The organism is Streptomyces sp. NPDC050315, from assembly GCF_040655775.1.
In the GTDB taxonomy this organism is placed as follows: domain Bacteria; phylum Actinomycetota; class Actinomycetes; order Streptomycetales; family Streptomycetaceae; genus Streptomyces.
The window spans coordinates 1,208,621-1,220,617 of sequence record NZ_JBFAKN010000001.1 but is presented as its reverse complement, the minus strand read 5'-3'; the positions used below and the strand labels follow the sequence as shown (position 1 = coordinate 1,220,617).

Sequence of the window (11,997 nt, the reverse complement as noted above, 5' to 3'; positions counted from 1 at the left end):
ATCACGTATAAGCTCCTGTCGCTCCATCAGACCGTGAAACATGGGGGGAATTCCCTTGCGCAAGAGCCCTGTCATAGCCACCGCCACCGCCACGGCCCTCGCCGCCGGCGCGCTGGCCGTGCTCGCCGCCGCTCCGGCCCAGGCCGCCGAGTACCACTCGGCGTTGAAGATCCGCGGAGTCCAGTACGACGCCCCCGGCCGGGACTCCAACAGCTGCTCCTACGGCAACACCGACGAGGAGTACCTGACGATCAAGAACTACTCGGGCTCGGCGACCATCAACCTCAAGGGCTATGTCGTCAAGGACGCCGCCGGCAACCGCTTCAAGTTCAGCGCCAGCCACTACCTCCAGCCCGGTGACTATGTGAAGCTGCGCGGCGGCTACGGCTCCGACTCCGACGCGCGGAACGTGGTCTACCGCGACAACTGCAACTTCCTGTGGAACAACGACCGCGACACGATCTACCTGTACAAGCCGTCCGGCAGCCGCTCGGACGTGCACGCGTACACCAAGAGCGGCTCGGACCCCGACCGCGACGGCTACATCCGCTTCCACAGCTGACCCGCTGACCCGCTGACCTGCTGATCCGCGTCAGATCCGGCCGGAGGCCATGTCCAGCAGCCGGTCGAGGACCGCGGGGTCCGCTCGTACGCCGTCGTGGGCGTGGGTGTTGGTGATCCACGGGCGCAGGCCGCGTACCAGGTCAGCGGTGGCCAGTGACTGCTCGCGGTCGACGAACATGTCGTCGTAGTAGACGGCGGCGGTGACCGGGACGTTGTTGTCGGCGAGCCGGTCCAGGTCGTACAGGGCCGGCCAGTCGGTGCGTTGGGCGAGGAGGTCCGCGGTCTCGCCCAGCGGTACGAGGGCGGGGTCCTCCTCGAACTGCCAGGGGTAGACCATCTCGCCGGTGAAGCGGAGCGGGCCAGGGCCGTTCGCGTCGAATTGTGGGAACTCCTCGCGGATGCGGTGGGCCGACCAGCTGGTAGGGCGCCCGCCCTGGGCGTAGATCGGCTCATGGAGCACGGCGTACAGGGGACGCGAGGCAAAAGACACGACGTCGTCGACGCCGCGCAGGAAGGTGTCCGACAGCTCGGGCCCCCGTGCACCGTCGACAAAGGCGGATTCCAGCAGGTAGTGCAGGGTGTCGAAGCCGGAGGCCGTGCCGAAGGCGATGCCCATGGTCTGAAAACGGCGGACGCTGAGGCGCTCGCCGGACGGCATCCGTACGTCGTGCGCGGCCAGGTGGGCGGCGACCGCATCGGCGAGCGCCTGGTCGCCCGGGTAACGGTCGAAGTAGCGCTCGTTGTGAGCGAGCGTGCGACGGTACGCGGGGCGGTACACCTCGTCCGCGTGGCCGGTGAGCGGCGGCAGGCCGCCGGTGATGAGCACCCGCTCCAGCCCTTCCGGCGCGAGGCTCAGATAGGTCAGCGCGCTGAAGCCGCCGAAGCTCTGGCCGAGGACCGTCCAGGGGCGGTCCCCGCACAGCTCGCGGCGCAGCAGTTCGGCATCGCGCACGATCGCGTCGGCACGGAAGTGTCCGAGGTACTCGGCGGCCGCGGCGGCATCCGCGTGGACGGCGAGGGTGCGGCGGTCCGCGGGGGTGGAGCGGCCCGTGCCGCGTTGGTCCATGAGGACGACGCGGTACTCCTTGAGGGCGCGGCGCAGCCAGGCGCCGGCCGCGTTGGGCCGCTCGGCGCGGCATCCGGGGCCGCCCTGCAGCCACAGCAGAAGCGGCAGCTCGCGGTGTTCGTGTTCCGCGGCGACGACCTCGCGGGCGAAGAGGCTGATCGACGGGCCGTCCGGGCGGGCGTGATCGAGCGGGACGTCCCACGTGTGGTCGGTGCAGAGCAGGCCGTTGTGGCGGTAGGAGGTGGTCATGGGTGCTCCAACGGGTTCGGTGGTGGACGGTGCGTACGCCTCCGGGGGCGCCCGGCGCGGACGCCCCCGGTGATCTATGGGATCAGAGCGCCAGTACCCGCACCGAGCCGTCGGTGTGCGCGGCGGCGACCCGAGAGTCCGGCCACCGGGGATCTGGCCGGTGGGGACCGGGTGGACCGTCGCGTTCGGCACATAGCCTGTGCCTGTTTCGTGCTCGTTCGTGCTGACTCCTGCGGGAGGTTCTCCGAATATGGTGCATTCCTGGTCCGCGGTCGATACGACGTTCCTCCGCCGGGTCGCGGGGCTGGCCGATACCCCCGAAGGCCGGCGACTCCAGCAGCGCCTGGTGTGGCAGGGGACCGCCGGGCAGCCGCCGACGCCGCACGGGATACCACTGCGCCTGCATGCGGGGTGGCGTGCGCGGCTGACGGAGTTCGTCGCCGCCTACCATCGACTGATCGAGACCGTTGTGTCCGCCCACGCCGCCGACCCACGCGTGCAGCAGGTGGTCAACGTCCCCGACGCCTGGGCTCAGGACGTCCTGACCGCCGACGACGACCGGGTGCATCTGTTCCGCGTCGATCTGCTGCCGCAGCCCGACAACGGACTCAAGGTCCTGGAGACGAACGCCAACTGCCCGTCCGGGCTGCGGAGCGCGGGACTCTGCCGGGCCGCATGGCGGCCGTTTCTCACCGAGCGGGGGATCGGGCTGCCCGAGGCGCTGCCGTCGGACGCGGAAATGTGGGCAGGCCAGTGGTTCCTCGACCTCGCCGAGCAGGAGACCGGCACCAGGCCCGGGACGGTGGCCGTACTGCGGCCGCGGGGGAGCAGCAGCGGCAGCGTGGACGGCATCGTCGCGGACCTTGCCGAGGCGGGAGTACGAGTCGTTGTCGGCGACCCCCGTGACCTGCGCACGGGGAACGGGGGCGTGGTACTGGACGGCGAGCCGGTGCGGCACGCCTATGCCAAAATCAGGATCAAGCACCTGCTGCCCATGCGCCACGAAGTGGCTCCCTACCTCCGTGCGCTGCGCGATCGCACGCTGTTCGTCCAGAACGGCCTGCGCGGCCGGTTGATAGGCGACAACAAACTGTGCCTGGCCGTGCTCTCCGATCCGCAATTCGCCGACCTGTTCCCTCCGCAGGCATACGCGCTGGTCAAGCCCAGCATTCCCTGGTCGCGCAATATCGCACTGTGCGATGCCGCGACCGTGCGGGAGATCCGGGCCTGCCCGGAGCGGTACGTCCTCAAGAGGCCGTTGGACACCCGTGGGGAGGGGGTGGTGGTCGGCAGGGAGCTGCCCGGCTCGCCCGGCTCCTCGGCCTGGGAGGACGCCGTCACACTGGCGCTCACGGAGCGGTGGCTGGTGCAGGAGTACTGCCCCGCTCCCCGGATCGATATCGACCCGCACGGAGCGCCGAGTACACACGATCTCGCGCTGGGAGCCGTCAACGGCAGGCTCGTCGGGGCGTTCAGCCGGGTGGGAACCGGAGCCCGCCTGAACACCGCACGTTCCGGGCGCGCCCATCCCGTGTATCTGTAGAGGTCAGAATTTCAGGCCGCCCGCCGTGATCCCGGACTTCCAGTAATCCCGCAGCGTCAGGAACAGGATGACCAGGGGAATCATCGACACGAAGGAACCCACCACGACCAGCTGCTGCAACTGGGGCTCGGTCAGGCCGCTCTGATTCCAGCTGTGCAGGCCGAGCGTCAGCGGGTACAGCCGCTCGTCGTAGAGGAGGATCAGCGGGAGGAAGAAGTTGTTCCAGATGCTGATGAAGGCGTACAGGAAGACGAGCAGGACGCCCGGCAGTATCAGCCGGACGCCGACCTTGAGGAACAGCCGGAATTCACCGGCGCCGTCGACCCGGCCGGCTTCCAGGAGTTCGGCGGGGAGGGCGCTCGCGGTGTACACCTGCGCGAGGTAGACCCCGAACGGCAGCACCAGCAGGGGGAGCAGCATCCCCCAGTAGGTGTCCACCAGGTGCAGTTTGCGCTCCAGTTGGAAGATGGGCAGGGCCAGTACCGTGTTGGGCACCAGCACGCTGGCGATGATGGTGGTGAAGACCTGGTTCCGGCCCCGGAAGTCGTAGACCGCGAGCGCGTAGCCCGCGAGGGCACAGATGCACGCGCACGCGGCCGCGCCACCGCCGGTGTACAGCACCGAGTTGAGCATCCAGCGCCAGAAGATGCCGCCGTCGTACTCGCTCAGGGCGGCCAGGTTCTCCCACAGGTGGAACTCCGCGGGGAGGAGCCCCGGGGTGCCGTAGAGGTCCGGCCGGCTCTTCGACGTGGCCAGCGCCAGCCAGTAGATGGGCAGCAGGAAGTACGCCGCGGTGAGGAGCAGCAGCACCGTCGTCAGGCCCCGCCAGAGCCGCCGGCGCGTCACGGTGTGCTCCTTCGTCGGACGAGGGCGAGGAATCCGAAGGAGAGCACGAAGATGACCGCGGCGAGGACGATGGCCGTCGCGGCGGCGAGTTGTGGGTTCTGCTGGCCGATGGCGATCGTCCGGATCGTCATGTTGGGCGTGTAGGTGCTGGAGATGGTCGGTGTCAGATTCCGCAGGATGGTCGGCTCGGTGAAGATCTGCAGTGTGCCGATGATCGACATGACGGTGGTCATGATGAGCGCCGGCAGCAGCTGCGGCGTCTTGACCGACCAGGCGATCCGCAGTTCTCCGGCGCCGTCCAGACGGGCCGCCTCGTAGGTGTCACGCGGCAGTCCGCGCAGGGAGGTGTAGAGGATCGTCATGTTGATGCCGATGTACGACCACGTCACCACGTTCCCCATCGACCACAGCACGATCGAGTCGTCGAAGAGGTCGTTGGGCCCGCCCAACGCCGCGACGGCGCCGCTCAACGGGCTGGTGCGGGGCGTGTAGAGGAACCCCCAGGCGAGCGTGCCGATCACGATGGGGACCGCGTACGGCAGCAGATAGACGGTGCGCAGCACGGAGTACAGGCGGGACGTGACGGCGTCGAAGACGAGGGCGAGGGCCAGCGCGATACCGAGCATGACCGGCACCTGCACCAGCCCGAACGCGGTCATCCGCAACACACCGAGCAGCAGATCGGGCGAGGTCAGCGCGGTCGCGTAGTTGTCGAGGCCGACGAAGCGCAGCGTTCCCCCGCCCAGGCCCAGCCCCGAGTACCGCACGGTGAAGAGGCTGTCGTACGCGGCGAGGACGATCGGCAGGACGGTGAAGACGAGGAACAGCGCCAGGAAGGGGGCGAGGAACAGGTAGGCCACGCGGTCGATGCGGCGCTGCCGGCTGCCGGCGGGCGTTGCGTTCATCGACTGTCGGCCGCTCACCGGCTGCCACCCGAGCTCTGCTTCGACGCGCTGGGAACGGTCACACTGAGCCCCTTCGCCGTCAGCAGCGCGACGGTGGCGGACTGTACTTCCGTCATCAGTCCGGGCAGCTTGCGACGGCCGTCGACCACGTCGGCCAGGCCGCCGGTGAACGTGGCGTAGGAATGTTCCATGCCCGGTCCGTAGGACCACCTCGTCGACAGGCGCCGTGCCGCGTCGACGAAGAGCCGGTTGATCCGTTGGTTTCCGAAGTACGCGACTCCGGGGGCGGCGGCCGCCAGGTCCAGCCCCGTGGTGGCCGCCGGCAGCAGTCCGGACGCGTGGATGAGGATTCGCAGGCTGTCGGGGTCGGTGTTGAGCCACAGGGCGAATTCCGCTGCTTCCCGGGGGTGGTCGGACGCGGCGGAGACGATGTTGGCACTGCCCCCGGTGTCACCGGTGGCCTCCGAGCCCTCCCACGTGGGGAGGGGAGCCACGGCCCATTTGCCGGACTGATCGGCGGCGTTGGTCGCGAGGAGCTCGGAGAACCAGGAGGCGTGCGAGAGGGCGAGGATCTCGTTCCGCTGGATGGCGTTCCAGGTGGCAGGGCCGTATGCCTGACGCGGCACGACCAACCCCGCGTCGAGGAGCGACTGCCAGTACCGGGCCACGCGTTGTGACGCCGGAGTGTCGATGGCAGCCACCCACGACTGTCCCTTGATCCCGGACCACCGCGTGCCGGACTGCCACAGGAGCCCCTGCCACCACCGCTCGTCGTTCGGCGGCAGGGCCGTCAGCCGGGCATCGGGATCGGCCCTGCGCACGGCCTCGGCGGCGGCCCGGAACTCCTGCCAGGTGCGCGGGACGGTGATGCCGTACTGGGCGAAGAGGTCCTTCCGGTAGTACAGGACCGTCGGCCCGGTGTCCTGCGGGACGCCGTACACCTCGCCGCCGAAGGCGACCGACTTCCACGCGGCGGGGGAGAACCGGCCGGCGGCGGCACCGACGTACTCGCCGATGGGCGCCGCCCGGCCGCTGATCGCGTAGTCGGGCACCAGGAACTGGCTGATCTGCGTGACATCGGGACCCGCGCCGGCATCGATCGCCGTCTGCACCTTGGTCTGGTCATCGCCCGACATCGCCTGGTACCGCACCGTGACCCGGTCGTGCGTGGCATTCCACTTCTCCACGACCTGCTCGATGTGCGGGACCCACGACGCGAACGTCAGTGTCACACTCCCGTCCGCCTTCCCGGCGGGCGCGCACGCCGCGAGGCCACTGACCGCGGCGAGGAGCGCGGCGGCGAGAAGCGCGCGCAGCGCCCTGCCGCCGGACATCCGGATGTGCACTGATCGCACTGCTCGCCCTTCGGTCGGATTCGGAGTGCTGCGCCCGGCCAGGGTTATGACACAGCTCTTACCGGTTTACCGGAATCGATCCCGGTGGTGCGCGACATACGGCTCGATGTCACCCGGGCCGACGGGAGCCAGGTCGAGGCCGGCGAGCCCGGCCAGCCCTGCCGCGCGGTCCGTGCTGAAGTGCGCGGTGCCGTCGCGGAACACCCGGGCGAGCCCTTGCCCGAGCACATCGTCCTGCACCGTCGACGGCAGCGGCAGCACCGCGAGGGCCCGGGCCAGGTCCCGATCCCGCGGAGCGGCTGCGGAGGCCGCCTGCAGTACGTGCCAGAACTCGTCGTACGCCGCCTTGCGCAGCCCGAACGCGTCCCCGAAGGCACCCAGCAGTTCGTCGAGCGCCAGGCCGTGCGGACGCAGCAGATGGAAGTAGCCGTCCCGGCGGTGGGTGACGGCGGCGAGCAGCAGTTCCCCGACGTGGTCGACCGGCGTGTAGTCGATGGACTCATCGCTGGTGACGTACATGCCCACGCGCAAGCACGCCCTGACGAGGAGTTCGATGCGCGAGCCGGCATGGGGCACACCGGTGCGCGTCGCGGGCATGACCTCGCCGAGGCGGTGGACGGCAACGGTCATCCCGCGCTCGGCCGCCGCCTGCACCAGCTGCTCCGCCACCCACTTCGATTGGCCGTACCCGGTCTCCGGCGGCTCCGCGTCATCGAACGGCGCCTCCGGTACGCGGGATGGTTCCGGTACGCGGGACGGTTCCGGTACGCGCGGCGGGGTGACAGCGGCGAGGGTGGAGACGAAGTGCAGGTGCGCGGGCCGGGCGGCGGCCGCCAGCCGGAGCAGCTCGACCGTACCGGCCACATTGGTGGAGCGGTGGGCTGCGTAACCCCGTACGAGATTCACCATGGCCCCGGCGTGCACCACCGTGTCGACCTCTTCGCACAGCCGCCGGCGGTCCGCGGACGACAGGCCGAGCCCCGGCCGGGTGAGGTCGCCGGGGACGGCGTCGATGCGGTCGGCCGTCTCCTCCGACCACAGTCCGTACCACTGGAGGTTGGCGGTGATGCGCCGGAGAGCCGCTTGCGGAGTGTCGGCGCGGGCGAGGCAGTGGACGGTGGCGCCGGTGCGCCGCAGCAGGTCGTGGAGGAGCTGGGCGCCGACGAATCCGGTGGCGCCGGTGAGCAGCACCCGCTCGATGGGAGGGGCGGGGCCGTGCGCAGCGGTGGGGTTGATGTCCGCCGGGAGCCGCAGGTCCGCCGGGAAGTCGGCGGGGGTCTGCGGGCGCTGCGGCGGAGCGGCCGCGCGCCCGTGTGCCGCCGCTCGTTCGTGTACTCCCGTTGTGTTCTCCAGATGGGCGGCCTGCGCGGCCACCGTGGACAGGGCGACCACATCGCCGACCGAGAAGGCGGTGCCGAACCGTTCGGTGATGGCCAGCGCGAGCCGCAGGGCGCCGAGCGAGTCCCCGCCGCTGTCGAAGAAGTCGTCCTCCGCACTGTCCACGGGCTCCGGGAGGGCCTCGGCCCAGAGTTCCAGCAGCGCCTGCTCTGTTGCGTTGCGCGCGGGTACGGGAGCGGGCGCGGCCGCCCGCGCCGCGGTGTCGAGCATGTCGGCGAGGGCCTGGCGGTCCGCCTTGCCGTTGCCATTGACCGGCATCGACGCGAGGACGGTGAACCGCCCGGGGGTCAGTTCCGCGGGGAGTTGCGTCCTGACATGGCGCTTCAGTTCGGCGGCCGTGGGGGCCCCGGACGTGCCGCCCCCGGCCGTACGGTCGTCCGTCGGCGGGGCGCCGCGCACGGTGACGAACGCCGCCAGGTGCGACCTGCCGCCGTGCTCGCGGACCAGCACCTTGGCCTCGCGTACCAACGGGTGCGAAGCGATCGCGTGCTCGACCTCGGAGAGCTCCACCCGCACGCCGCCGATCTTCACCTGCTGGTCCTGGCGCCCGTCGAAGCGCAGCAGATCGTCCGCGCCGTAGTGGCCCAGGTCCCCGGTGCGGTACATCAACGGGCCGGCCAGCTGCGGGAAGGGATTCGGTACAAACGACAGCGCGGTCCGCTCGGGGGCGCCCAGATAACCGGCGCCCAGGCAGTCACCGCCGATCCAGATGTCACCGACCGTACCGGGGGCGGCCGGCCGCAACTCCTCGTCGAGGACCGCGGCCCACGTATTGTCGATGGGACGCCCGATGGGAAGGGGCGCGGCGTCGTCGGGGGACACATCGTGGAACACCATGCCGATGGACGCCTCGGTGGGGCCGTAGGTATTGGTGATCCGTAAGCCCGGCAGCATCTCCTGCAGCGCTCGTACGCTGCCGTGGTTGATCTCTTCGCCGCCGACCAGCAGCGTACGCAGCGAGGACAGCCGTGGCACCAACTCCGGTCGCGAGCGCAGCAGTTCGACCAGGGCGGCCAGGATCGTCGGGACGAAGTCCGTCATCGTCACCCGGTGCCGGTCGATGACCGCAACGGTCCCGGGCAGGTCGAGGAGGCCGCGCCGTTCGGGGATGACCACCCGGCCACCACAGGTCAGCGGCCACAACAACTGCCACAGCGACGAGTCGAAGGTGTGCCGGCTGTTCTGCAGGACGATGGGCCGCTCGTGCCCGTCGAGGAAGCGACGGCTCATGTGGTGCAGGCGGTTGACCAGCCCTCGGTGGCGGTTCAGGGCGCATTTGGGGGTGCCGGTCGAGCCGGAGGTGTAGAAGCCGTAGGCGAGGTCGTCCGGGCCGGGCACCCCGTCGACCTGCCCCTTCGGCCCGGCCGCGGTCCGCCGCACATCCACCGTCAGGGCGGGTATTCCGTTCCAGGCAGCGCCCCTGGGGCCGCCGGGGGACAACAGAACGAGCTGCGGCGTGCAGGCGCTCACCATCGTGCGCAACCGCGATGCGGGCCACTGCTCGTCGAGCGGTACGAACGCGGCGCCGGCCCGCAACACCGCCAGCATGGCGAGCGGCAGCTCGGGGCCGTTGCGCATCACCAGCGGGACGAGTGCGCCGCGGCGCACCCCCCGGGCGGCCAGCCGGCCGGCCAAGGAATCGACCCCGGTCAGCAGCCGGCGGTAGGACAGCACATCGTTGCCGAACTCCACCGCGGGTGCTTCGGGGTGGCGCGTGGCGACCTCCTGGACGAGGTCGGGTACGGAATGGTCCGCGCGGTACGGGACGGTGCGTCCGCTGAACCGCTTCACCTCGCGCTCGTGCAGGAACTGTACGTCCATGAGACCTCCAGGACCGGTCGAACGAGCCGCCCCGGCCCGCGGGGGAGCGGGCGAGGGCGGCCGTACCGGGCCGTTGGCGGCGGAACGTTATGCCTCCATGGCCATCCAGCTGATGTACCAGTCGTGGCTGACGGCGTAGTCCACGGTCAGCGGACGGCCGTCCTGCCACCGCACATAGATCCGGAATCCCTTGGGCGTGGGGGTGTAGATCGTGTTTCCGCCGGTCGTCGTCCACATGGAATCACGGCCGCACAAGTTCGCCGTGTACACCGGGGTCTTGGTGAAGTTTCCTGCCGAGGTGTCGACATCGATGTAGATGCCGGTTCCGTTCTCCTGCTCCTGGTGCTGCTTCCAGTCTTCGACCGGGGTGTTGCCTCCGACGATCTTGGGAGTAGCCATGCAGGTCTCCTCGCGCGAATGAAGGAAAGTGCGACGGTTTTTCTTTTGCCGAGTGTGCGGGGCGGGAAGGTCGAACACAAGGCCATTCGGGCGGCGCTTATCGGCCATTCCCTTTTCGCGCCACGGGAATTGCGCAGCGCGCGGCTCATGTGCATTCGCGACCGAGCGGAGCGTTTTCCCTGACGTTCAGATCGTCGGCGTGCCGACACCCGTGCGTTCGCCCAGCGAATCCCAGGCGAGCAGTGCAGCGCCCAGGCAGCCGGCCTCGTCCCCCAGAGCGGCGGGCAGCAGTTCCGGCATGATCTGGAACGTCAGCCGCCCGGCGAGCTGTTCGCGCAAAGGATGGAACAGCAGGTCGCCGGAGCGGCCGAGTCCGCCGCCCACGATGACGGCCGAAGGGTCGAAGAGCGTGACGCCGAGAGCGAGTGATTCGGCCAGCGCTGCCACGGCCTCCGCCCACACTCCGGCCGCGACCCGGTCCCCCTCGGTGGCCAGCCGCACGACCGTGGCGGCATCCGTCGGGGCGCCGCCGTCCAACTCGGCCAGCCGCCGGTACCGCTTGACGAGGGCAGCTCCGCCCGCCAGCGTGCTCACGCAGCCGCGCTGGCCACAGCCGCACCGGTCGCCCCCGGGCCGCACCACCACATGCCCGAGCTCACCGGCCCGCCAGTGCCCGCCGGTGAACGGCCGCCCGCCGAGCATGACCGCCGCCCCCACTCCGGTACCGACGGGCACGAAGAGGAACACCTCGTGCCCGCGGCCGGCGCCGAGCCGCGCCTCGGCCACGCCTCCGGCCCGTACATCGTGTCCCAGGACGACCGGCAGGCCGGTGCGCTCGGCCAGCAGCCTGCGCAGCGGCACGTCCCGCCAGCCGAAGGAGGCCGAGAAGACGGCGACGCCCGCCGACTCGTCGATCACCCCGCAGGCCGCGACGCCGAGGGCGCGGACCGCCACCCCCTGGGCCACCGCCGCCTCCAGGAGACCCGCGGCACGGTCGAGCACCGCGCCGACGATCGCCTCCGGGTCGCGCCGAGCGGCCTGTACGGAGTGGTGGGTGACGGCGCCCAGCGGTCTGCCGTCCGGGGCGACGAGCGCCGACTTGATCGCCGTACCCCCGATGTCGAGCCCGAGCACGGCGCTCTCGCCGGGCGGGCGGCTCACGCGGCCCCGCTGAGGCGCCCGGTGCGGAACGGAATGGTGACGCGGTGGCTGACCTCGTCCCCGTGCACGGGGTGACCATTGGGGTCCAGTACCGAGTACGACTCGATCCGCGCCCGGTACAGCCGGTTGGGGGCGGGGTCCCGGAACCGCGCGGGCGGCTGGTACCGCTTCGCGCGGGCCGCCGGGTCCGGGTAGCGGCGGGAGTAGTAGACCTCGCAGCCCTCGGTCAGGGCGTCGCCGTGCAGCATCTCCGCCCGACCGTGTGCGTAGAGACCCTGGCCACCCCCGTCGGTCGGATTGGAGTCGAATACGACGAGCGAAACCGCCGGATTGTGCTCGATATTCAGAGAATGCACGGCGTCCGATCCGGAAATCCAATAGAAAGCGTCCTGGTCGTCCCAGGCGTGCGCCAGCGGAGTCACCATCGGGACTCCTGCGGCCGAAGCGGTGCCCAGTGTCATATAACGAGTCGTGCGAAGGATCTCGCCTGCGGTCTCGCAGAGTTCTTCGATCGAGACGGACACGGTGCCCTCCAGTCGCCCCGTTGCGGAATGATGGCTGCCCGGTCGGACGCGTCTGCGGAATCTGCTGCGCGCTCAGTGTAAAGAGGCCCGACAGTAACGCCAAGAGTTTCTCAGTCGGATGGCCGCTGCTGACCAGTAATCAATTTTCCGATTGCGCGGGCGGCGC

General features: G+C 70.2%; 10 protein-coding genes. 2 read left to right on the top strand and 8 right to left on the bottom strand.

The window, feature by feature from the left end; all coding sequences use genetic code 11:
* Positions 1-55 precede the first annotated feature (55 nt).
* Complete coding sequence (locus tag AB0I82_RS05395) at positions 56-562, top strand: lamin tail domain-containing protein (RefSeq protein ID WP_363255733.1); 507 nt, start codon at positions 56-58, stop codon at positions 560-562.
* 30 nt (positions 563-592) lie between these two features.
* Here AB0I82_RS05395 and AB0I82_RS05390 read toward each other — a convergent pair whose 3' ends face one another.
* Positions 593-1,879 (bottom strand): alpha/beta fold hydrolase, encoded by a 1,287-nt coding sequence (locus AB0I82_RS05390; RefSeq protein WP_363255732.1) that lies wholly within the window; start codon positions 1,877-1,879, stop codon positions 593-595.
* 250 nt (positions 1,880-2,129) lie between these two features.
* On the opposite strand from AB0I82_RS05390, the gene AB0I82_RS05385 reads away from it, so the two are divergent.
* A complete protein-coding gene (locus AB0I82_RS05385) occupies positions 2,130-3,422 on the top strand; it encodes a hypothetical protein (protein ID WP_363255731.1) in 1,293 nt (430 codons plus the stop codon).
* 3 nt (positions 3,423-3,425) lie between these two features.
* Here AB0I82_RS05385 and AB0I82_RS05380 read toward each other — a convergent pair whose 3' ends face one another.
* From AB0I82_RS05380 to AB0I82_RS05350, 7 genes are all read right to left on the bottom strand, one after another.
* Entirely contained in the window at positions 3,426-4,268 is an 843-nt protein-coding gene (locus AB0I82_RS05380) for a carbohydrate ABC transporter permease (RefSeq protein WP_363255730.1), read from the bottom strand.
* Complete coding sequence (locus AB0I82_RS05375) at positions 4,265-5,191, bottom strand: sugar ABC transporter permease (RefSeq protein WP_363255729.1); 927 nt, start codon at positions 5,189-5,191, stop codon at positions 4,265-4,267. Before AB0I82_RS05375 ends, AB0I82_RS05380 begins: the two co-directional genes overlap by 4 nt.
* Positions 5,188-6,528 (bottom strand): extracellular solute-binding protein, encoded by a 1,341-nt coding sequence (locus AB0I82_RS05370; protein WP_363255728.1) that lies wholly within the window; start codon positions 6,526-6,528, stop codon positions 5,188-5,190. Before AB0I82_RS05370 ends, AB0I82_RS05375 begins: the two co-directional genes overlap by 4 nt.
* A 66-nt stretch (positions 6,529-6,594) precedes the next feature.
* The gene (locus AB0I82_RS05365) at positions 6,595-9,747 is read right to left on the bottom strand and encodes a non-ribosomal peptide synthetase (RefSeq protein WP_363255726.1); all 3,153 of its coding nucleotides are present in this window, start codon (positions 9,745-9,747) and stop codon (positions 6,595-6,597) included.
* An 87-nt stretch (positions 9,748-9,834) separates the two neighbouring features.
* Positions 9,835-10,146 carry a hypothetical protein gene (locus AB0I82_RS05360; protein ID WP_363255725.1) on the bottom strand — a complete coding sequence of 104 codons (312 nt, stop codon included), beginning with the start codon at positions 10,144-10,146 and terminating at the stop codon, positions 9,835-9,837.
* A gap of 186 nt (positions 10,147-10,332) precedes the next feature.
* Entirely contained in the window at positions 10,333-11,307 is a 975-nt protein-coding gene (locus tag AB0I82_RS05355; protein WP_363255724.1) for an ROK family protein, read from the bottom strand.
* Positions 11,304-11,831: a pyridoxamine 5'-phosphate oxidase family protein gene (locus AB0I82_RS05350; RefSeq protein ID WP_363255723.1), complete on the bottom strand. Its 528-nt coding sequence runs from the start codon at positions 11,829-11,831 to the stop codon at positions 11,304-11,306. Before AB0I82_RS05350 ends, AB0I82_RS05355 begins: the two co-directional genes overlap by 4 nt.
* Positions 11,832-11,997: the final 166 nt, after the last annotated feature.

Bases quoted from the DNA above. Each gene is read 5' to 3' on its own strand.
- AB0I82_RS05360 (WP_363255725.1), bottom strand. From the start codon at position 10,146: ATGGCTACTCCCAAGATCGTCGGAGGCAACACCCCGGTCGAAGACTGG.
- AB0I82_RS05385 (WP_363255731.1), top strand. From the start codon at position 2,130: ATGGTGCATTCCTGGTCCGCGGTCGATACGACGTTCCTCCGCCGGGTC.
- AB0I82_RS05390 (WP_363255732.1), bottom strand. From the start codon at position 1,879: ATGACCACCTCCTACCGCCACAACGGCCTGCTCTGCACCGACCACACG.
- AB0I82_RS05365 (WP_363255726.1), bottom strand. From the start codon at position 9,747: ATGGACGTACAGTTCCTGCACGAGCGCGAGGTGAAGCGGTTCAGCGGA.